Origin of the sequence: Lentibacillus sp. Marseille-P4043 (assembly GCF_900258515.1) — a bacterium.
GTDB lineage: Bacteria > Bacillota > Bacilli > Bacillales > Amphibacillaceae > Lentibacillus_C.
In genome coordinates, this window is record NZ_LT984884.1 from 24646 (window position 1) to 46835 (window position 22190).

At 43.4% G+C, this 22190-nt stretch carries 15 protein-coding genes, 14 tRNA genes and 3 rRNA genes; 6 read left to right on the plus strand and 26 right to left on the minus strand.

The window, feature by feature from the left end; genetic code table 11:
• Window positions 1-399 precede the first annotated feature (399 nt).
• The 18 genes from C8270_RS00110 to C8270_RS00195 all read right to left on the minus strand — a co-directional run bounded on the left by C8270_RS00110 (window position 400) and on the right by C8270_RS00195 (window position 8420).
• Window positions 400-481 (minus strand) — tRNA-Leu (locus C8270_RS00110).
• A 7-nt stretch (window positions 482-488) separates the two neighbouring features.
• Window positions 489-562: transfer RNA gene (locus C8270_RS00115), tRNA-Cys, on the minus strand.
• A 12-nt stretch (window positions 563-574) separates the two neighbouring features.
• A tRNA-Gly gene (locus C8270_RS00120) sits at window positions 575-649 on the minus strand.
• 4 nt (window positions 650-653) lie between these two features.
• Window positions 654-728 (minus strand) — tRNA-Gln (locus C8270_RS00125).
• 25 nt (window positions 729-753) lie between these two features.
• A tRNA-His gene (locus C8270_RS00130) sits at window positions 754-829 on the minus strand.
• Window positions 830-839: 10 nt separating this feature from the next.
• A tRNA-Trp gene (locus C8270_RS00135) sits at window positions 840-913 on the minus strand.
• A gap of 19 nt (window positions 914-932) precedes the next feature.
• Window positions 933-1017 (minus strand) — tRNA-Tyr (locus C8270_RS00140).
• Between the two features lie 18 nt (window positions 1018-1035).
• Window positions 1036-1111, minus strand: a tRNA-Phe gene (locus tag C8270_RS00145).
• 22 nt (window positions 1112-1133) lie between these two features.
• Window positions 1134-1210 (minus strand) — tRNA-Asp (locus C8270_RS00150).
• 4 nt (window positions 1211-1214) lie between these two features.
• Window positions 1215-1291 (minus strand) — tRNA-Met (locus C8270_RS00155).
• Window positions 1292-1467: 176 nt separating this feature from the next.
• A tRNA-Val gene (locus C8270_RS00160) sits at window positions 1468-1543 on the minus strand.
• A gap of 6 nt (window positions 1544-1549) precedes the next feature.
• Window positions 1550-1624 (minus strand) — tRNA-Glu (locus C8270_RS00165).
• A 16-nt stretch (window positions 1625-1640) separates the two neighbouring features.
• Window positions 1641-1732, minus strand: a tRNA-Ser gene (locus C8270_RS00170).
• Window position 1733: 1 nt separating this feature from the next.
• Window positions 1734-1808 (minus strand) — tRNA-Asn (locus C8270_RS00175).
• A gap of 24 nt (window positions 1809-1832) precedes the next feature.
• Window positions 1833-1948: ribosomal RNA gene (rrf, locus tag C8270_RS00180) — 5S ribosomal RNA — on the minus strand.
• A gap of 206 nt (window positions 1949-2154) precedes the next feature.
• A 23S ribosomal RNA gene (locus tag C8270_RS00185) occupies window positions 2155-5075 on the minus strand.
• A 178-nt stretch (window positions 5076-5253) separates the two neighbouring features.
• A 16S ribosomal RNA gene (locus tag C8270_RS00190) occupies window positions 5254-6955 on the minus strand.
• The 16S, 23S and 5S rRNA genes sit together here with 14 tRNA genes alongside, the layout of an rRNA operon.
• Before the next feature lie 592 nt (window positions 6956-7547).
• Window positions 7548-8420, minus strand: coding sequence for a nucleotidyltransferase-like protein (locus tag C8270_RS00195; protein WP_106494557.1), 873 nt, complete (start codon window positions 8418-8420; stop codon window positions 7548-7550).
• 287 nt (window positions 8421-8707) lie between these two features.
• Here C8270_RS00195 and C8270_RS00200 point away from each other — a divergent pair, with 287 nt between their 5' ends.
• Window positions 8708-9103 carry a YgzB family protein gene (locus C8270_RS00200; RefSeq protein ID WP_106494558.1) on the plus strand — a complete coding sequence of 132 codons (396 nt, stop codon included), beginning with the start codon at window positions 8708-8710 and terminating at the stop codon, window positions 9101-9103.
• A gap of 170 nt (window positions 9104-9273) precedes the next feature.
• Here C8270_RS00200 and perR read toward each other — a convergent pair whose 3' ends face one another.
• From perR to C8270_RS00230, 6 genes are all read right to left on the minus strand, one after another.
• Window positions 9274-9717, minus strand: coding sequence for a peroxide-responsive transcriptional repressor PerR (gene perR / locus C8270_RS00205; protein WP_106494559.1), 444 nt, complete (start codon window positions 9715-9717; stop codon window positions 9274-9276).
• A gap of 341 nt (window positions 9718-10058) precedes the next feature.
• A complete protein-coding gene (locus C8270_RS00210; protein WP_106494560.1) occupies window positions 10059-10616 on the minus strand; it encodes a cob(I)yrinic acid a,c-diamide adenosyltransferase in 558 nt (185 codons plus the stop codon).
• A gap of 1 nt (window position 10617) precedes the next feature.
• Window positions 10618-11565, minus strand: coding sequence for a D-2-hydroxyacid dehydrogenase (locus C8270_RS00215; protein ID WP_106494561.1), 948 nt, complete (start codon window positions 11563-11565; stop codon window positions 10618-10620).
• Between the two features lie 107 nt (window positions 11566-11672).
• Window positions 11673-12329: a sugar transferase gene (locus C8270_RS00220; RefSeq protein WP_106494562.1), complete on the minus strand. Its 657-nt coding sequence runs from the start codon at window positions 12327-12329 to the stop codon at window positions 11673-11675.
• 162 nt (window positions 12330-12491) lie between these two features.
• Complete coding sequence (gene bcp, locus C8270_RS00225) at window positions 12492-12959, minus strand: thioredoxin-dependent thiol peroxidase (protein ID WP_106494563.1); 468 nt, start codon at window positions 12957-12959, stop codon at window positions 12492-12494.
• Window positions 12960-13018: 59 nt separating this feature from the next.
• Window positions 13019-13456: a potassium channel family protein gene (locus C8270_RS00230; protein WP_106494564.1), complete on the minus strand. Its 438-nt coding sequence runs from the start codon at window positions 13454-13456 to the stop codon at window positions 13019-13021.
• Between the two features lie 117 nt (window positions 13457-13573).
• On the opposite strand from C8270_RS00230, the gene C8270_RS00235 reads away from it, so the two are divergent.
• From C8270_RS00235 to C8270_RS00255, 5 genes are all read left to right on the plus strand, one after another.
• Window positions 13574-14275 (plus strand): response regulator transcription factor, encoded by a 702-nt coding sequence (locus C8270_RS00235; protein WP_106494565.1) that lies wholly within the window; start codon window positions 13574-13576, stop codon window positions 14273-14275.
• The gene (locus C8270_RS00240) at window positions 14272-15306 is read left to right on the plus strand and encodes a sensor histidine kinase (protein WP_106494566.1); all 1035 of its coding nucleotides are present in this window, start codon (window positions 14272-14274) and stop codon (window positions 15304-15306) included. Before C8270_RS00235 ends, C8270_RS00240 begins: the two co-directional genes overlap by 4 nt.
• Window positions 15307-15424: 118 nt before the next feature.
• Window positions 15425-16201, plus strand: coding sequence for an ABC transporter ATP-binding protein (locus C8270_RS00245; RefSeq protein WP_106494567.1), 777 nt, complete (start codon window positions 15425-15427; stop codon window positions 16199-16201).
• The gene (locus tag C8270_RS00250; RefSeq protein WP_106494568.1) at window positions 16176-18098 is read left to right on the plus strand and encodes an FtsX-like permease family protein; all 1923 of its coding nucleotides are present in this window, start codon (window positions 16176-16178) and stop codon (window positions 18096-18098) included. Before C8270_RS00245 ends, C8270_RS00250 begins: the two co-directional genes overlap by 26 nt.
• A 147-nt stretch (window positions 18099-18245) precedes the next feature.
• The gene (locus C8270_RS00255) at window positions 18246-19538 is read left to right on the plus strand and encodes a glutamate-1-semialdehyde 2,1-aminomutase (protein WP_106494569.1); all 1293 of its coding nucleotides are present in this window, start codon (window positions 18246-18248) and stop codon (window positions 19536-19538) included.
• Between the two features lie 28 nt (window positions 19539-19566).
• On the opposite strand, the gene C8270_RS00260 is transcribed toward C8270_RS00255, so the two are convergent.
• A complete protein-coding gene (locus C8270_RS00260; RefSeq protein ID WP_158701535.1) occupies window positions 19567-20280 on the minus strand; it encodes a hypothetical protein in 714 nt (237 codons plus the stop codon).
• A 64-nt stretch (window positions 20281-20344) separates the two neighbouring features.
• Window positions 20345-22117: an ABC transporter ATP-binding protein gene (locus C8270_RS00265; RefSeq protein ID WP_106494571.1), complete on the minus strand. Its 1773-nt coding sequence runs from the start codon at window positions 22115-22117 to the stop codon at window positions 20345-20347.
• Window positions 22118-22190: the final 73 nt, after the last annotated feature.

Sequence of the window (22190 nt, forward strand, 5' to 3'; positions counted from 1 at the left end):
TACATCAATTCGATCGAAGTCCTTTACTTGTTTTTGGATGAGATGATAATCAAATAAACTAATTAGTTATATCGTTTCCATATAGTAATGCCGTAAATAGAAAAGGTCAGTCCCCCCACTCTGTTAATACTTTATCACAATGAGGGAATGACCTTTTAATTATTGGGAATATCGGCTTTAGAGGCATGTTCCTTTCGTTATAAAAAGCCCAGTACAATTATTATAGTTGTTGTGCACTTGGTGTAATTAAAGCGGTTCAAATATAGCATACATTTCGTACTATTCAATTGCACTTAAATACAAATCTAAAGAATCCTCTACTCCCCTTACAAGCCATTCAGCGTACATAGAAAAAGACGCTGTGCTTCCACACAGCGTCTTTTTAACCAACATATATGATACCAGTGGCCGGGGTCGAACCGGCACTCCCGAAGGAACACGATTTTGAGTCGTGCGCGTCTGCCAATTCCGCCACACTGGCATGTGTCTGGAGGCGGCAACCGGATTTGAACCGGTGATAAAGGTTTTGCAGACCTCTGCCTTACCACTTGGCTATGCCGCCGAAAAGTAGTAATGGAGCGGAAGACGGGATTCGAACCCGCGACCCCCACCTTGGCAAGGTGGTGTTCTACCACTGAACTACTTCCGCATAATGGCTGGGCTACCAGGATTCGAACCTGGGAATGACGGGATCAAAACCCGCTGCCTTACCGCTTGGCTATAGCCCAAACTTCTTAAATAAATACTAAATAATGGGGCGACCGGTGGGGATCGAACCCACGTGTGCCGGAGCCACAATCCGGTGCGTTAACCACTTCGCCACGACCGCCATGTTAAAATGGCAGGGGTAGTAGGAATCGAACCCACATCAAAGGTTTTGGAGACCTTCGTTTTACCATTAAACTATACCCCTACTTAATTTGAAAAAATAATGGTGGAGGGGGGCAGATTCGAACTGCCGAACCCAGAGGGAGCGGATTTACAGTCCGCCGCGTTTAGCCACTTCGCTACCCCTCCATATTGATGGAATAAAAATGGTGGCTCCGGACGGAATCGAACCGCCGACACACGGATTTTCAGTCCGTTGCTCTACCGACTGAGCTACAGAGCCTTTATGTATTAAATTTGTTTAGTGGCGGTCTGGACGGGACTCGAACCCGCGACCTCCTGCGTGACAGGCAGGCATTCTAACCAGCTGAACTACCAGACCATTTTGGTTGCGGGGGCAGGATTTGAACCTACGACCTCTGGGTTATGAGCCCAACGAGCTACCAGACTGCTCCACCCCGCGATATGATTAAAATATTAAAATTGCTCCTGCACTTTAACTAACTTTCACCGTGAATGCTCGTCGTGTTGCAAGCAGTTTCGGTGATGTTGCACTCCTCGCAAGCCTGCACTTAGTAGCTTATTCAGGGATGCTGACGGCTTGCTCCACCCCGCGATGTAAGATATAAATTTTTAAAATGGTGGAGGATGCAGGGCTCGAACCTGCGACCCCCTGCTTGTAAGGCAGGTGCTCTCCCAGCTGAGCTAATCCTCCATTTAGTGGTGACCCGTACGGGACTCGAACCCGTGTTACCGCCGTGAAAGGGCGGTGTCTTAACCACTTGACCAACGGGCCAAAGTTATTTAAAAAGTGGCGGAGAGCGAGGGATTCGAACCCTCGAGGCCACTATCGCGGCCTACACGATTTCCAATCGTGCTCCTTCGGCCACTCGGACAGCTCTCCATGGCTCCACAGGTAGGATTCGAACCTACGACCGATCGGTTAACAGCCGATAGCTCTACCACTGAGCTACTGTGGAATAATCCAAAGTGGAATGGAACTTGCCTGGCGGCGTCCTACTCTTGCAGGGGCAATGCCCCAACTACCATCGGCGCTGGAGAGCTTAACTACTGTGTTCGGCATGGGAACAGGTGTGACCTCTCCGCTATCGCTACCAGACCTAGTCAAATTGAATCAAGTTATAACAGTAAACAATTTTAACATTAGTCCCTTTAACCAACAATCCAAGTGACGCCAATAAAATCAGCGACAATCAATATTATAATATATTCTCACAAAAAATCAAGTGAAATCTTGAAATATGTATAAGGATTATACCTTGAAAACTAAATAAGAGTTTTTTAAGCAACGAATCAAAAAGAAATATAGATAAGTCCTCGATCTATTAGTATCCGTCAGCTCCACGTGTCACCACGCTTCCACCTCGGACCTATCAACCTCATCGTCTCTGAGGGATCTTACTCACTCGAAGTGATGGGAAGTCTCATCTTGAGGGGGACTTCATGCTTAGATGCTTTCAGCACTTATCCTTGCCACACGTAGCTACCCAGCTATGCTCCTGGCGGAACAACTGGTACACCAGCGGTGTGTCCATCCCGGTCCTCTCGTACTAAGGACAGCTCCTCTCAGACTTCCAACGCCCACGACGGATAGGGACCGAACTGTCTCACGACGTTCTGAACCCAGCTCGCGTACCGCTTTAATGGGCGAACAGCCCAACCCTTGGGACCGACTACAGCCCCAGGATGCGATGAGCCGACATCGAGGTGCCAAACCTCCCCGTCGATGTGAACTCTTGGGGGAGATAAGCCTGTTATCCCCGGGGTAGCTTTTATCCGTTGAGCGATGGCCCTTCCATGCGGAACCACCGGATCACTAAGCCCGACTTTCGTCCCTGCTCGACTTGTAGGTCTCGCAGTCAAGCTCCCTTCTGCCTTTACACTCTGCGAATGATTTCCAACCATTCTGAGGGAACCTTGGGGCGCCTCCGTTCCCTTTTAGGAGGCGACCGCCCCAGTCAAACTGCCCGCCTGACACTGTCTCCGAACCGGATCACGGTCCTGGGTTAGAATGTCCGTACAGCCAGGGTGGTATCCCACGGGTGCCTCCACCGAAGCTAGCGCTCCGGTTTCCAAGGCTCCCACCTATCCTGTACAAGCTGTACCAACATTCAATATCAGGCTACAGTAAAGCTCCACGGGGTCTTTCCGTCCTGTCGCGGGTAATGCGCATCTTCACGCATAGTATAATTTCACCGGGTCTCTCGTTGAGACAGTGCCCAAGTCGTTGCACCTTTCGTGCGGGTCGGAACTTACCCGACAAGGAATTTCGCTACCTTAGGACCGTTATAGTTACGGCCGCCGTTTACTGGGGCTTCGGTTCTACGCTTCGCGCCAATGGCGCTAACGCTTCCCCTTAACCTTCCAGCACCGGGCAGGTGTCAGCCCCTATACTTCGCCTTTCGGCTTCGCAGAGACCTGTGTTTTTGCTAAACAGTCGCTTGGGCCTATTCACTGCGGCTCCATGTAAATGAAGCACCCCTTCTCCCGAAGTTACGGGGTCATTTTGCCGAGTTCCTTAACGAGAGTTCTCCCGATCACCTTAGGATTCTCTCCTCGCCTACCTGTGTCGGTTTGCGGTACGGGCACCTGTGACCTTGCTAGAGGATTTTCTTGGCAGTGTGGAATCTGGAACTTCGGTACTCTAGTTCCCTCCCCATCACAGCTTGAAATTGTTGGACGGATTTGCCTATCCAACTTTCTAACTGCTTGGGCGCACACATCCATCGGTGCGCTTTCCATATCCTTCTGCGTCCCCCCATCGCTAATAGCGGTCATGAGGTGGTACAGGAATATCTACCTGTTGTCCATCGCCTACGCCTTTCGGCCTCGGCTTAGGTCCCGACTAACCCTGAGAGGACGAGCCTTCCTCAGGAAACCTTAGGCATTCGGTGAAAGAGATTCTCACTCTTTTTTCGCTACTCATACCGGCATTCTCACTTCTAAGCGCTCCACCAGTCCTCACGGTCTGACTTCACAGCGCTTAGAACGCTCTCCTACCATTGTTCAAAGAACAATCCGCAGCTTCGGTGATACGTTTAGCCCCGGTATATTTTCGGCGCAGAGTCACTCGACCAGTGAGCTATTACGCACTCTTTAAATGATGGCTGCTTCTAAGCCAACATCCTGGTTGTCTGGGCAACTCCACATCCTTTTCCACTTAACGTATACTTTGGGACCTTAGCTGGCGGTCTGGGCTGTTTCCCTTTCGACTATGAACCTTATCACCCATAGTCTGACTCCCAAGTCTAAGTAGCTGGCATTCGGAGTTTGACTGAATTCGGTAACCCGATGAGGGCCCCTAGTTCAATCAGTGCTCTACCTCCAGTACTCTTTGCTTGAGGCTAGCCCTAAAGCTATTTCGGAGAGAACCAGCTATCTCCGTGTTCGATTGGCATTTCACCCCTACCCACACCTCATCCCCGCATTTTTCAACATACGTGGGTTCGGGCCTCCTGTCAGTGTTACCTGACCTTCACCCTGGACATGGGTAGATCACACGGTTTCGGGTCTACGACCGCATACTATATTCGCCCTGTTCAGACTCGCTTTCGCTTCGGCTCCGTGTCTTCCACTTAACCTTGCATACGATCGTAACTCGCCGGTCCATTCTACAAAAGGTACGCCGTCACCCATTAACGGGCTTCGACTACTTGTAAGCGCACGGTTTCAGGTTCTCTTTCACTCCCCTTCCGGGGTGCTTTTCACCTTTCCCTCACGGTACTGGTTCACTATCGGTCACTAGGGAGTATTTAGCCTTGGGAGATGGTCCTCCCAGATTCCGACGGAATTCCTCGTGTTCCGCCGTACTCAGGATCCACTCCGGAGGAAATTCCTTTTCGATTACAGGGCTCTTACCCGCTATGGCTGATCGTTCCAGATCGATTCATCTAAAGAATTTCTTGGTAACTCCAAAGGAGTGTCCTACAACCCCAGAAAGCAAGCTTTCTGGTTTGGGCTGATTCCGTTTCGCTCGCCGCTACTTGGGAAATCGCGTTTGCTTTCTCTTCCTCCGGGTACTGAGATGTTTCAGTTCCCCGGGTCTGCCTCTTGTATCCTATGTATTCAGATACAAATACTGCTCCATTACGAACAGTGGGTTCCCCCATTCGGAAATCCTCGGATCGAAGTCTACTTACGACTCCCCGAGGCATATCGGTGTTAGTCCCGTCCTTCATCGGCTCCTAGTGCCAAGGCATCCACCGTGCGCCCTTATTCACTTAACTATTATATTAAGATTAAGAACTTAAATTTGATGTCGTTGAATGTCTTACTCTTATTTAGTTTTCAAGGTACAAAGCGAGAGATTCACTCTCTCAAAACTGAACCAAACAACCAAGTACGCCCTTACCGAGGAGATCATCTGAAATGACCTCACTCCGCGTTCCTTCTAATAATCCTTAGAAAGGAGGTGATCCAGCCGCACCTTCCGATACGGCTACCTTGTTACGACTTCACCCCAATCATTGGCCCCACCTTCGGCGGCTGGCTCCAAAAAGGTTACCTCACCGACTTCGGGTGTTGCCAACTCTCGTGGTGTGACGGGCGGTGTGTACAAGGCCCGGGAACGTATTCACCGCGGCATGCTGATCCGCGATTACTAGCGATTCCGGCTTCATGCAGGCGAGTTGCAGCCTGCAATCCGAACTGAGAATGGTTTTATGGGATTTGCTTGACCTTGCGGCTTCGCTGCCCTTTGTTCCATCCATTGTAGCACGTGTGTAGCCCAGGTCATAAGGGGCATGATGATTTGACGTCATCCCCACCTTCCTCCGGTTTGTCACCGGCAGTCACCTTAGAGTGCCCAACTTAATGCTGGCAACTAAGATCAAGGGTTGCGCTCGTTGCGGGACTTAACCCAACATCTCACGACACGAGCTGACGACAACCATGCACCACCTGTCACTCTGTCCCCGAAGGGAACACTCTATCTCTAGAGTTTGCAGAGGATGTCAAGACCTGGTAAGGTTCTTCGCGTTGCTTCGAATTAAACCACATGCTCCACCGCTTGTGCGGGCCCCCGTCAATTCTTTTGAGTTTCAGCCTTGCGGCCGTACTCCCCAGGCGGAGTGCTTAATGCGTTAACTTCAGCACTAAGGGGCGGAAACCCCCTAACACCTAGCACTCATCGTTTACGGCGTGGACTACCAGGGTATCTAATCCTGTTCGCTACCCACGCTTTCGCGCCTCAGCGTCAGTTACAGACCAGAGAGTCGCCTTCGCCACTGGTGTTCCTCCACATCTCTACGCATTTCACCGCTACACGTGGAATTCCACTCTCCTCTTCTGCACTCAAGCCCTCCAGTTTCCAATGACCGCTCGTGGTTAAGCCACGAGATTTCACATCAGACTTAAAAGACCGCCTGCGCGCGCTTTACGCCCAATAATTCCGGACAACGCTTGCCCCCTACGTATTACCGCGGCTGCTGGCACGTAGTTAGCCGGGGCTTTCTGGTTAGGTACCGTCAAGGTACCGCCCTATTCGAACGATACTTGTTCTTCCCTAACAACAGAGTTTTACGATCCGAAAACCTTCATCACTCACGCGGCGTTGCTCCGTCAGACTTTCGTCCATTGCGGAAGATTCCCTACTGCTGCCTCCCGTAGGAGTCTGGGCCGTGTCTCAGTCCCAGTGTGGCCGATCACCCTCTCAGGTCGGCTACGCATCGTTGCCTTGGTAAGCCATTACCTTACCAACTAGCTAATGCGCCGCGGGCCCATCTGTAAGTGATAGCAGAAGCCATCTTTCAACTTCTCCTCATGCGAGAAAAAGTATCATCCGGTATTAGCCTCGGTTTCCCGAAGTTATCCCGATCTTACAGGCAGGTTGCCCACGTGTTACTCACCCGTCCGCCGCTCGATCCACAAGCATCCNAAGCCATCTTTCAACTTCTCCTCATGCGAGAAAAAGTATCATCCGGTATTAGCCTCGGTTTCCCGAAGTTATCCCGATCTTACAGGCAGGTTGCCCACGTGTTACTCACCCGTCCGCCGCTCGATCCACAAGCATCCACCCGAAGGCTTCAGCAAGTTTCACGCGCTCGACTTGCATGTATTAGGCACGCCGCCAGCGTTCGTCCTGAGCCAAGATCAAACTCTCCAAAAAAGTTTGTATGTGATTAACACCGATCAATCACATCTCATTGTCTTAGCTTTTAGAAGTGTTACCTTCTAGTTTTGAAAGAAAAACGGTTTGTGTTTTTCTTGACATACTGGTTGTTTTGTTCAGTTTTCAAAGAGCGAATTTGTTTGCCGTCTTTTTCAACAGCGACTTTATTAGAATATCATAACCTTCGTTGTCATGTCAACAAGAAATTTTATTTTTTATATTCCGTGTCGCAATAAGTTGTGTTCCTTTTTGACGACGGAATTAACTTTACCATGCACAGTTTATAAAGTCAATGGATTTTATTAAATAAATTTTCCGTTTGATATTAAAGCCTAATTATTTACTGAGAGGACCTTGTATGGAACCTAATTCAACACCATACTACTATTACAATAACCAAAATTACAAAGTTAAAAACATCTATTATTCTATCCCCTCACCCCATGCCCTTAATTAGGGGGGAGATTCCCTCAACAAGTGGTCAATCCATTAACTATTAATGATTTACACTGTCTTTAAGAGTCGGACCCTTGTTGAGGCACCTTCCCAATTAGCAAATGGGCTTAAGGACAAATATATGCTGTTTCTATCATATAGATTTGGCAGTATATTTACGGTGGTAGACGCCTACACCTTTTGTTTCTGTTAACTCCGTTTGGATAATTTCTTTTTCAATCAAATATGCAATCATTGCTGTTAGATCGAGTGCATATGGCGATACAAGTGGATGAGATTTCAATTCTCCGTATGTCCATGCATCATCTTTTGAGCGAATAATATCTAATAAATGTTTGGCGGAAACTTCCGCACGGCTACTTATTACAAAATCAGTAGCCAGAATCATTAATTGGACACGTTTCTTTAGTTCTTCATTGCTGCCGATTAATTCATCATATAATTTATACACTTCCAAATCGATTTGTTTCACCTGACTCCAAACTGTTACTTCCGGGTGATACCCCTTTTCAATTACAGCTAATCGGGCAAGATAATGCAGGGAATGGACGATCCGGCTGTACGCATCTTTATATTGCGCAGATTCATATAAATCTTTTGCATCGGTATAGCTTCGAACTAATTTTCCAAATTCAATTGCCTTGCGTAAGTTTCGTTTTTCATGTGGAAATTCTCTTAACTGTTCCTTGAAATCAGCGATAAATTCATTACGATCAAAAATAACCTTCCCATAAATAAGCCAAGCAATCGCTTTTCGGTATCCGCTTGTGTCGATCCATTTCATGAGCAGTTCTTTGGTAACAATATGCATAGCAGCTGTTTTATCATCGAATTCATAATGTTTCACATGCCACGGTTGAATAGCATCTTTTACGATAATTAGTAAAATGACATCAAAATTATCTGTAATCGGGCTATTTGGTTTCATCTTTTCAATTAATAAAACGCCCAGTGTATTTTTATCACTAGCTCGTTCTTGATAAATGGGTCTCAGCAAATCTTCCATCTTGATTCCTCCAATAACATGTATACTAATATAATTCGCTAAAAAACCGTAATATCCTCTTTTTACACAAAAGGAAACGGAAATTAGTGTCTGGATAAACAGTGAAAAAGTAATTCTATGAATAGATACGTCATGAAAAAACCAGATTCTTTGCTTCATCTCTAATCATAAAAAAATCTTTTCATTCACTTATCTAATTTGCCGACTTTTTGAACACATCCATTTAGGAACGAAATATACGTTGAAATATGCTATACTAGCTTATGGAATATAGAAGGAGGATAGATATGGCACAACAATTAGTCTATTCTAGTAAAATAAATAAAATTCGTTCGTTTGCATTGATCTTAATTTTCGCCGGCATTGCCTTAATGTATGGCGGCATTTTAACGAAAAGAATACCATGGCTAATGTCCGTCTTTTTCATTGTAGGTGTGCTCTTTGTTGTCTTTAGCTGTGTCGTTTACTTTTGGATTGGGATGCTATCCACACGTGCGGTTCCAATTATTTGTCCGAACTGCGAAAAACCGACGAAAATGCTTGGACGAGTTGATGCATGCATGCACTGCAAACAACCACTTACACTCGACAAAGACCTAGAGGGTGAAGAGTTTGATGAAAAATATAATTCAAGACATTATCGGAAAGAGTTAAAAGAGAAGAATAAATCTGGTAAAAAATAATCCGCCGTTTTGGCAGGGTTATTTTTTTGAGATGAAGTTTAAAGTTCCGGTTGATGTTCACACAATTCCCATTGGTTTTTTCACGTGTCTTACTCATCCACATAACCAATCATAAAAAATCCAGGTGCTAACCGATTTAGCACCTGGATTTTTTATGGGACCATATTATGTTAATGCTTTTGTGTAGCTACCTTTTGGCAGTCTTCACATTTTCCGTAAACTTCCATTCGGTGATGACTAACTTTAAATCCTGTCACCTGTTCCGCCAATGCTTCCACTTCATCCAAACTAGGATAGTGGAAATCAACAATTTTGCCACAGTCTTCACAGATAACATGATAATGTTTCGATGTATTACAATCAAATCGGCTTGAGGAATCACCATATGTTAACTCACGAACCAACCCTATTTCACGTAACACTCGTAGATTATTATATACAGTAGCGACACTCATATTCGGGAACTTCCCTTCAAGTGCTTTATATATGTCGTCTGCTGTTGGGTGGATCATGGAATTTAGAAGATACTCAAGAACCGCATGACGCTGTGGTGTAATCCGTACGCCTGATTCTTTTAGCGTGTCGATTGCTTCACGTAATTTTTGTTCAGACATCGTCATGCACCTCGCTTTCATTTATTTATACAACCTCTAACAATATAATTATAATATCATTATTAAATTGTAATTCTTATAATTAGTGTACCTGCTCGAACAATGTTCTGTCAATACAAGTGCGTGTTCAAAAAGCTGCAAATGTACAGTAAAATTGACTTGATATATCCTTCCCTTGCCAAAATGCGTTTCCCATAAACATCCAAGTACAACCTACCACTAAAACATTCTCTTCTATATATATTATTAAAAGTGTTTCATTATAACATCATCATCCACTAATTTAACCAAAAACAAGCAGCACATTCCTTGTCCAGAATGTACTGCTCGTTTACCATTATCTAAACATCTGCTTGCAGTGGTATTTCCTCGCCAACCAAGCTCTGATTTACATACCGTGCTGCAACAAATAAAAAATCGGATAAGCGATTCAAATAGGATACAACAAGTGGATTTGGAAGTTCATCCTCTAAGCCAACCGCAGTCCGTTCTGCCCGTCTCGTAATTGTGCGCGCTGTATGTAGTGCACTTGAAGCACGATGACCAGATGGCAAAATGAAGTTGTGCAGCATTTCCAAGTTTTTGTCCCATGCATCAATTTGGTCCTCTAATTCCTGAATATATTCCTGTTTCAATTTCCACTTTACTTCTTTATCGTTTGGTGTTGCCAGCTCTGCACCGACATGGAATAAGATTGTTTGCACACGATGCATAACGTTAAGAAATGCGTCTTTTTCTTCCCATTTTTCATTTTCCAAAAAACTTAAAGCAAGCCCAATCATTGAATTTGCCTCATCACAAGTACCATATGCTTCCACACGCAAATCATTTTTCGGAACACGCTTGCCATAAATGAGCGATGTTGTCCCTTTATCCCCTGATCTTGTATAAATACGCATGTTAATACCCCCTGGTTACGTCAATTTTATTGATAAAATCTGTTTCACTTTTTTGATACGTTTGCAGGTTATGGTCAAAAATTTCTAATGCACGTGTTATATACTGTTTGGAAACGCCTGACAGATGTGGTGTGACTGTAATGTTTTCTTCCCGCCAAAATGGGTGATTTTCTGGAAGTGGCTCAACTTCAAACACATCTAAAATGGCATGGGCAATTTCCCCTTGTCGTACAGCTTGTAACAACACATCACTATCTACTGCATTCCCACGTCCCATATTTAAAAAGACGGCATGATTAGGCAACAATTGAAAATGTTCATACGTGTAAAAATGCTCGGTTTCCGGTGTACTTGGCAGAACGGACACAACAATGTCTGTTTCCGGAAGTAGTTTTGCCAATTCTGCTGTTGGATAATTTGCATCAAAATAGTCTACCGATTTGCCGCTTCTGGAAATGCCAATCGTTTTCATTTGAAACGCCTTTGCAAGTCTCGCTACTTCCTGTCCAATTGCACCTGCACCAGCGATTAGCATTGTCTTTCCGGTTAGTTCTTGCATATGTACCCCTTTATCCCAATGATGGCTTTCCTCATTATGAATTAGGGTTTTTGCCTGACGATAAACTTGCAGAAGCATGGAAATAACATATTCTGACATTGGCGTTTTATGGATTCCGCGTGCATTGGTCACCAAGATATTTCGCTTGCCAATTGCATCTAGCGGCATCTGATCCATTCCTGCTGACAGAACCATAATCCATTTTAGTTTCTCCGCCTTCTTAAGTAACGACTCTGTCAGATCATCCCCAAATGTTACGAGAACTTCCGCTTCGGCCAAATCTTTTTTCGCCTCATTCATAGTTTCATGGAATCGAAAATGTTGATCTGGAAAATGTTGTGCTAGTTTTGTTTGATGTTTACTAGATAGTTTTGCAGAAAATAGGATCATCAATTTTGCTTCCTCCTGACAATTTCCTAAATATGTTTCCTTACTAATATAGTAAACGTTTTCAAGCCATTTGAACAGACAGAAGAATAGCAAAAGTATCACTTTATCTATGAAGAACGTCTAGCAATTGTATGATACATAATTTTCATATCGAAACGAAATGTGCAATTACGTATATAATAGAGATCATAGGCGATCTTTTTTCGATGCTTGCTATCACTTACTGCGCCATTAACCTGTGCATACCCCATTATACCAGGTCTAACCAAAAGCCGCTTCTGCTGTCGTTCATTATAATAGTCCGCAATCTCTGGGATTTCCGGCTGAGGTCCAACTAAGCTCATGTCCCCTTTTACAACATTAATTAATTGTGGAATTTTATTGATATGGTATTTTCGTAGTACAGAACCTAATTGAGTCACTCGTGTAGTTGTGTTTGTATTATACGTGAAACTGCTTGGAACACCATCTGCCCATGATTCGGGAAAAGGGTGTGGTGGCAATGCGCGGATCACCCTTGAAGGAATGGTTGTTGTTCGAAATGTCCACATAACAAACATTCGATTGTGTTTGCCGGCCCTAGCCTGTTTTAACAAGAAGGGCTGTCCATCCTTTTTGTAGATAAAAAAACAAGTGACCAGCGTAACCGGCGCTAATACAACTAATAAAAAAATACTCAGCACTACATCTACCACTCGCTTTGTAACGCGGTACAGCCCTGTCCGACGTGCAGAATATACATACGTACGCTGCCGTATTTCCATACACAAAACACCTCTTATTACCAGAATAGATTGCTATATTAACCTATTCAACCAACTCAGGTAATAGAACGGGACATGGGGACAGGTCCCTTGTCCCGGTGAGAATCTCTTAATTTACAAGGCGTAAGGGCTGGGACACCTAACCTGTCCCCATGTCCCACTTTATAAATTTTCTCGGATAAATGTTAGTGCTTCTTCGACGTGTCCTTTGACTTGTACTTTCCGGAATTCTTTTTGTAGTTTTCCTTCTTTGTCGATAATGAAGGTTGAACGCTCAATTCCATAAGATTCTTTGCCGAAGTTTTTCTTCAGCTTCCAAGCCCCGTATTCCTCCGCTACTTTATGGTCCTCATCCGCTAATAATAGGAATGGCAGGTCGTGTTTATCAATAAATTTTTGATGGCGGTCAACAGGGTCTGGACTAACTCCGATAATAACTGCATCCAATTCACCAAAACTTTCATGCTGATCACGAAAATCACATGCTTCCGTTGTACAGCCTGGTGTCATGTCTTTTGGGTAAAAATATAAGACAACATGTTTGCCTTTAAAATCTGCCAAACTTACATGTTCACCATCCTGATTTGGTAGTGTAAAATCTGGTGCTAATTTTCCAACTTCAACTGTCATTTAAACCCCTCCATACAATATATTCTATTTTCACTATATCATTTCCACCAAACATCAGGCTAATCTTTACGTCCTTCTTGTGAATTTTGCACTAATTTCAAAACAAAAGCTGTCGGCAGTACATAGCCAATTAATGCCTCAACAAGCGCAATAAGCCTGCCAATGCCAATTGGTGTAATATCACCATATCCTATCGTCAATAATGTTACCCCACTAAAATAAAAGGAATGAACGAACGTACCGAATATGCTGACTTCCTTTAGTTCACCATTTTCAACGAGGGTAATGTGATGAAGTGATAAAATAAAATAAATCAGTCCAAAGCCAATAATGACGATGCTATAAATGACGAGCAATGTATAAAAGATTTCCGCCGAAAAACGACTTTCCCGCATTTCTACTTGGAAATGAAATCTCCCCCCACGAATAAATCCAACTAAACTGGCAATGACAATTAAACAAATAACAATAATGGCAATCCATGATAAAGTATCCATCTATTCTCCCTCTAATCTTCATACTTTATCTAATTCATATGCTTATCCACAGTCTAGTTTGTCATTTATTTTTTTGGTGTAATACGATAGGATATGACGTAGAGAGGAATGGTTGACATGAAACGCATTTATTTGGTAGAGGATGACCCAAAAATCGCTGCACTTTTACAAGACTACTTGGAAAAATATGAATATCAAGTTACCATCGCCAAGCAGTTTGAGGCGATTGTTGACGAATTTAAACAACTCGATCCACACCTTGTTCTACTGGACATCAATTTGCCGCGCTATGATGGCTTTTACTGGTGTAGGCAAATTCGCAGCATTTCAAATTGTCCGATCATCTTTGTGTCGGCCCGTGACAGTGGCATGGATCAGGTGATGGCAATTGAAAATGGTGGGGATGACTATATAACAAAGCCATTTAATTTCGATGTTGTCCAGGCAAAAATTAAAGGCATTATCCGCCGTACTTATGGCGAATATGCGATTTCCAAGCAAGTAGATTTTCAAGAAATAGATGGGTTTCACTTACACTTAACCGCAATGGAAATCGAATATCATGAACAATCCGCTCAGCTGACGAAAAATGAGTTTGTGCTCGTCAAAGCGTTCATCGATCAACTGAACCATGTATTGTCACGAACCTATTTATTGGAAATGCTTTGGGATGATGAACAATTTGTTGATGACAATACATTATCTGTCAATATCACCCGTTTGCGGAAAAAGCTTGCCGATATTGGCATTTACGATAGCATCCAAACGGTTCGGGGCGCCGGTTATAAAATGACGAATACATGGGGAAAAACAGAATGAAGCATTTTTTACGTGATCAATTGCCATTTATTTTGTTCTTTTATTCGCAGCTTGCATTGGTTATTTTAACGGCACTATTAACACTAGCTGGCTTTGATGTTTCCATGAGTGCTAGCATGATCGTTTACATGTTTTTGTTGCCCACCTGCTTTTTGCTGATTTTCTTGGGATTTCGGTATCATAAATTTCGTGACTTCTATACCGGGTTAACGAGTTTTGATACTGACCAGCTGGATCATTCCTGGTTTCCCGATCCACCTAATTATTTGCTGGAACATGTGAAAGAACAACATGAACAGCAATACATCAGCTATCGCCAGCAAGTAGAAGCGCTCGAAGCGGACAAACAGCAAGGGTTTGATTTCATCCAGCAATGGGTCCATCAAATGAAAACTCCTGTATCCGTGATGGATTTAACTCTGCAAAAGGAAAAGTTGCAATTACCTGAGGAGTTTTTGCAAAGTATGCAGGAAGAAATCGAACGACTTAGGCAAGGACTTGATGTAGCATTATATCAGTCGCGTCTGCAAAAGTTTGATCGTGATTTTCATGTGGAAAAACTGGCACTTCGAACATTGGTTAAAGATGCGATTCAAGAATTCAAATCCAGTTTTATCCGCAATCAAGTTTTCCCAGAGTTATCGATTGACGAAACGCTTATTGTCGCAACCGATCAGAAATGGCTCCGGTTTGTCCTTGATCAGCTTATTTCCAATGCGATCAAATATTCACATGATACGTCGGAAAAAGTCTACTTTACAGCTGAAGTCATCGGTGAAAAATTGGCATTGCACGTTCGTGATCACGGGCATGGCATTCCATCACAGGATCTCAAACGCGTATTTGATCCGTTTTTCACGGGAATGAATGGCCGAACATTTCGTGAGTCAACAGGAATGGGTTTGTATTTATCAAAAGAAATCTGTGAAGCGCTTGGACATACAATCACGATTGCTTCGGAAAAGGATGTCGGCACAACCGTAACGATAACGTTTGAAAACACGGTTGGAAATCTGGAAGCACCAAGCTAAATGAAACCTTACAATTTTGCAAGGTTTCTTTTTTTGTATGAAAGGAAAAGCAATAGGTTACGCAGGTTAATTTACGGTAAACTATAAATAGCATTATTGTCCTCAAGGAGGTATGAAAATGGACGTACTTGTAGCTGAAAACCTGTCGAAAGTATATGGTTCAAAACGCGGTGTGCAACATAAAGCATTAAATCAATTTAAATTGACCGTCGAAAAAGGAGAATTCCTTGGGATCATGGGCCCATCCGGTAGCGGAAAAACGACTTTATTAAACCTGCTAGCCACGATCGATCGCCCAACTGCTGGAAGCGTGATGATCAACGGTAAAAATATCTTGTCAATGTCGAAAAATAAACTAGCAACGTTTCGTCGTAAAGAAATGGGGTTTATTTTTCAAGACTATAACTTACTTGAAACCTTAACGATTGGCGAAAATATTGTACTACCTTTAACACTTTTGGGAGAAAAAGTAAACGTAATGAAAAAAAAGCTTGCCGCAATTTCTAAACAACTTGGCATTGATAATCTGTTGGAGAAGCGAACATATGAAGTGTCTGGCGGGCAAATGCAGCGAGCGGCGATTGCCCGGGCAATGATTCATGACCCGACCGTTATTTTCGCTGATGAGCCAACTGGAAATCTCGATTCTAAATCGTCATTGCAAGTGATGGAAGCATTGTCCACACTGAAACAAAAACATCATACAACAACGGTGATGGTGACCCATGATCCCTTTGCAGCAAGTTTTGCGGAGCGAGTGATTTTTATTAAAGATGGAAAATTGTTTAACGAAATCCATCGTGGTGAAAACCGGCAAACATTTTTCCAGGACATTTTAAATGTACAGTCATTATTAGGAGGAAATACGGATGACCTTCAGACAATTCGCTTTTAATAATGTGAAGCGGAACACAAGGCAGTATTTAAGCTACTTTTTAAGCTGCACATTTGCTGTGACCGTTTTTTTCATGTATGCCGTTGTCGTGTTCCATCCCGACATTCAAGAAATTGAAATCCGTGATATCGTTCAGCAAGCAATTATTCTATCCGAAATACTTATTTACGGATTTTCCTTTTTGTTCGTATTGTTTTCAACCGGTACGTTCATTAAATCTAGAAAAAAAGAATATGGCCTCCTGACAACACTCGGTATTAGTAAGTCACAACTAAATCGAATGCTCATGCTGGAAAACACAATTATCGGTGCTGCATCCATTGCTGCGGGCCTATTGTTTGGAGCTTTGTTAACGAAATTGTTTTTAATGGTTTTTTCACAAGTATTAGGAATTGACCAGATTTTGCCTTTTTATTTATCACTGAAAGCAATCGGGCTGACGGCGGTATTATTTTTTATCATGTTTGAATTTAACTCACTTGCGGTTGTATGGACATTACGCACCAATTCCATCATGGAAGTTTTCCGCGGGGCAAAGGGTCCGAAAAAGCCACCTAAATTTTCGTGGATCTTAAGTCTGCTAGGAGTCGGACTTGTTGGCACTGGCTATTACCTTGCATATATATCTACTGTGTTCACGATTTTTATTTACATGTTGCCTATTCTATTCTTGGTCGTTTTGGGAACTTATCTGCTATTCAGCCAGTTTAGCATTGCACTTATTACAATCCTGAAGCGGAAAAAGGGATTTTATTTCAGGAAATTGAATTTACTTACGGTTGCTGACCTAGCTTATAAATTAAAAGATAATGCCCGGTTATTATTTATGGTGACAACGTTAAGTGCAGTTGCCCTTACAGCTTCCGGCGTTCTATTTGGTTTATTTCATAGCGTTGAAGCTGAATCAGAGCGGTTTATTCCAGAAGATATATCCGTAGTTAGTAGGGGCGCAGAGAATACGGATGAATTTCAACAGGAAGTAACTTTTGTCGAAAATGCATTTGCGGAAAAAGAAATAGCCTTTAAAGATAAACAAGTTCAATCTATACAGGGGAACCTACAATCAGAAGAAGATTATTGGGATGATGTACGTGTCCGGATTTTTGCCATTTCGGATTACCGGAAAATTGTCAGACTTCATGAAAGAAATATTTCTTTTCGGGTGAATAATGAGGAAGAAGCAACTGTACTACTTCCCGATTACATTTTTAGTACGAACAGATGGGCTCTGCCTTCTGAATTGACGGTTACAAGCAAAAATAAATCCGTTCCATTATCCGTTCAACCTGCCAGATCCTATTTGAATTCTACTATCTATAGTACATTTAATATTGTTGTATCTGACAAGCTGTTTGACCAATTCATGCAAACTGCTGACGGAAGCGAAATAATTAATCTGTATTCCATGAACATTCCAAATTGGGTTTCGTACATTCCGGAGACGAAACAAATTTTATCGAACATGAACGCTGAGGAGGTTTACCCAGATTCACAAGCGGATTACTATACAACAATGAAGGATGGGATGGCTTATTTGTTCTTTTTTGGTATATTTATAAGTGTCCTATTCTTTTTAGCTGCAGGATCTATTTTATATTTTCGGATGTACCAGGGTATTGACAACGATTTACACTATTATCATTCGCTTTACAGGATCGGACTCACGGACAAAGAAATGCGAAAAATCGCCACGCGACAACTCGGCTTTTTATTTTTCATCCCATTTCTAGTTGCCATCGTCCATGCTGGCTTTGCCTTTAAAGCCTTACAAAACATGATGGCAGCTTCCGTCCTATTACCAAGCATAATCATTATTTTATTCTTTTTCATTGTCCATCTAATCAACTTTTTCATCATCCGAAACGTCTACACAGCCAAATTAAAAAAGGTCATGTAAAATGGACAAGTGGTGGGACATGGGGACAGGTTAAGTGTCCCACCACTTTAGCCTTGAGGGCCGGGGGTTTCTCGGTGGGACAAGGGACCTGTCCCCATGTCCCACCTGTTCTGCAATAAATTTTTTCATCAGGAGGATTTTCTTTTTATGGATTTTACAAAGTCAACACAGTTACATGAAGAGGCACTTGAACATATTGTTGGTGGTGTTAATTCGCCATCTCGCGCGTACAAAGCGGTTGGCGGTGGCGCACCCGTTTACATGGAACATGCTAAAGGTGCATATTTCTGGGATGTCGATAGCAATAAATATATCGATTATCTTGCTGCATACGGGCCAATTATTACAGGCCATGCACATCCACACATTGCTGAGGCAATCTCACATGCAGCAACAAATGGAACGTTGTATGGTACCCCAACTGCTTTGGAAAATAAATTTGCTAAAATGTTGAAATCGGCAATCCCTTCATTGGATAAGGTGCGCTTCGTTAATTCCGGTACCGAAGCTGTTATGACAACAGTTCGTGTTGCACGGGCTTATACCAACCGCACAAAGGTAATTAAATTTGCTGGCTCTTATCATGGCCACTTTGATGCCGTATTAGTTCAAGCTGGATCAGGCCCGGCAACACTTGGCACTCCAGACTCAGCTGGTATTCCAAAAGCTGTAGCTGCTGATGTCATTACGGTACCATTCAACGACCTTGATGCATTTCGAGAGGCTATGGATAAATGGGGAAATGAAATTGCTGCTGTTTTGGTTGAGCCAATCGTTGGTAACTTCGGGATAGTTGAGCCTGAAGAAGGATTTTTACAAGCTGTCAATGAGATCACGCATGAAGCGGGAGCACTCGTTATTTATGATGAAGTTATTACAGCATTTAGATTTACATACGGAAGTGCCCAGCAAGTATATGGCATTGAACCAGATATGACGGCAATGGGGAAAATTATCGGTGGCGGATTACCAATCGGTGCTTATGGCGGTCGGCAGGAAATCATGGAACAAGTCGCACCACTCGGACCTGCATATCAAGCAGGAACAATGGCCGGAAACCCCGCATCAATGGCATCAGGAATTGCTTGCCTGGAAGTATTGGGGGAAAATGGCGTTTATGAAAAATTAGATCGCCTAGGCGCACGATTGGAAGCAGGGATCTTAGAAAAAGCTTCAGAGTCTGGTGTTCCAATTTCTGTAAACCGTTTGTGTGGAGCAATGACTGTCTATTTTGGTGATGGTAAAGTTAAAAATTATGCTGATGCAGAAGCAAGTGATGGCGATGCCTTCGCTCGATTCTTCAAATTGATGCTAAAACAAGGTATCAATCTCGCACCATCAAAATATGAAGCATGGTTCCTAACGACAGAACACACAGAAGAAGACATTGATGTGACGATTGAAGCAGTCGGCAAGGCCTTTGCAGAAATGGCTGGCTGATGTTGATATTGGTAGGTGCACCCCACTTTTAGGGGGTGCACTTTTTTATTGTTCTCGGGTCGATGTTCTCGATCGCGCCGATGTTTCTGCTCTCGTGCCGATGTTTCTGCTTTCGCGCCGATGTTTCCGCCCTCGCGCCGATGTTCCCGCGCTCCCGCCAATGTTCCTCGCTCTCGTGCCGATGTTCCTGCTCTCCCGCCGATGTTCCCGCGCTCACGCCGATGTTCTCGCTCTCCCGCCGATGTTTCTGCTTTCGCGCCGATGTTTCTGCTCTCCCGCCGATGTTTCTGCTCTCCCGCCGATGTTTCTGCTCTCGCGCCGATGTTTCTGCTCTCGTGCCGATGTTTCTGCTTTCGCGCCGATGTTTCTGCTCTCGTGCCGATGTTTCTGCTCTCGTGCCGATGTTTCTGCTTTCGCGCCGATGTTTCTGCTCTCCCGCCGATGTTTCTGCTCTCGCGCCGATGTTTCTGCTCTCGCGCCGATGTTCCCGCCCTCGCGCCGATGTTCCTGCTCTCGTGCCGATGTTTCTGCTTTCGCGCCGATGTTTCCGCCCTCGCGCCGATGTTTCCGCCCTCGCGCCGATGTTTCTGCTCTCGCGCCGATGTTTCTGCTTTCGCGCCGATGTTTCTGCTCTCGTGCCGATGTTTCTGCTTTCGCGCCGATGTTTCCGCTCTCCCGCGGATGTTTCCGCTCTCGCGCCGATGTTTCTGCCCTCGCGCCGATGTTCCCGCGCTCCCGCCAATCCCCACATTCTCCATAAGCACAAAAACCCCCCCACCCGAACAGGGGGGGAGTTTTTATCAATTTCATCTTTTTGTATCAGCATAATCTGGCTGATCTAAATTTTGGACTTGATACAAATCGTAATAACTTCCTTGACGTTGCATCAATTCTTCATGTGATCCCATCTCGCTAATTTCACCATTTTCAATCACAACAATTCGATCGGCATGGGTAATTGTTGCTAGCCGATGTGCAACAATAAATGTTGTACGTTCAGATGCTAATTTCTCAACCGCTTCCTGAATTGTGTGTTCACTTTCTAAATCAAGTGCTGATGTTGCTTCATCAAAAATCAGGATTGGCGGATTTTTTAAAAATACGCGAGCGATCGCGATGCGTTGCTTTTGTCCGCCAGATAATTTAACACCGCGCTCACCTACTAATGTGTCATACCCTTGTGGTAAATCGCGAATAAACACGTCTGCATTTGCTGCTTTTGCTGCTGCTATCACTTCTTCATCGGTTGCATCTGGATTTCCCATCCGTATATTCATGGCAATCGATTCACTAAATAATGTATTATCCTGTAAAACCATGCCAATATTGTCACGTAATGAACGAGCTTTTACATCGCGAACATCCAAACCGTCCACTTTAATCGATCCCTCTGTTACATCATAAAATCGTGGAATTAGACTGATCAACGTTGATTTCCCGCCTCCACTCATACCGACGAAAGCAATCGTTTCACCTTGTTTAACATGTAATGATACATCTTTTAATACATAATGTTCCTCTGATTCATACTGAAAAGAAACATGCTCAATATCTATTGTCCCTTCGACAGATTCCAATGTTTTGGCATCTGATTTGTCTTTGATGTCGTATTTCTCATTTAAAAATTCGAACACCCTGTCAATGGAAGCAATCGATTGTGTCAGCGTTGTAGAGGAATTGACCAATCGACGCAATGGACTGTAAACCCGTTCCATATACCCGACAAACGCGACCATTGTACCCATTGTCAGATTGCCATTAATTACTTGATACCCGGCAAAGGATATGACGAGTAAAGGCGCTAAATCTGTAATTGTATTTGTAACGGCAAATGTTTTTGCGTTCCAGTCGGTATGTTTAAGCGCCCGGTCTAAAAAATTCACATTTCGTTTATCAAATTGTTCTTGCTCATATTCCTCTAAAGCAAAGCTCCTTGTTACCGGAATTCCCTGTACTCTCTCATGCAAATGCCCCTGTACCTCTGCTAATGCTTGTGAGCGATCACGGGTTAATCGACGTAATTTCCCATAAAAATATTTTATCGAAAAACCAAACAAAGGAAAAAGAATAATTGCAACAATTGTCAACGGAATATCCATCGTAATCATGATACCAATGGCAATAAGTATCGTAATCAAGTCAAGCCAAATGTTCATTAATCCCGTTATCACGAAGATTTTCGATTGTTCGACATCATGTATTACCCGGGAAATAATTTCGCCGGTTTTTGTCTGAGAATAAAATCGCAGACTGAGTTTTTGGATGTGATCAAACAGCCGATCCCTGATATCATAAAGGATTTTGTTCCCAACCCATTGCGCTAAATACTGTCGAATATATTCAATCGGCGGACGCAATACAAGGAAAACAACAAATGCGATTCCCATTACCCAGAAGAGTCTGTTGATTTTTGCCGAATCGCTCATGTCATTTGCTCCAATAATATTATCAATGACATATTTTAAAATGAGCGGCAATAACAATGGAATAGCAAATTTGAGTATGCCAATTAATACGGTCCAAATTATTTTCCACTTATATGGTTTAACAAATTGCATGTATTGCTTAATACTGTTCATAACGTTATCAACCTCATTTTACTTCCCATGAATAGAAAAGCCTTGCTACTTTTTTGTAACAAGGATCATTCAT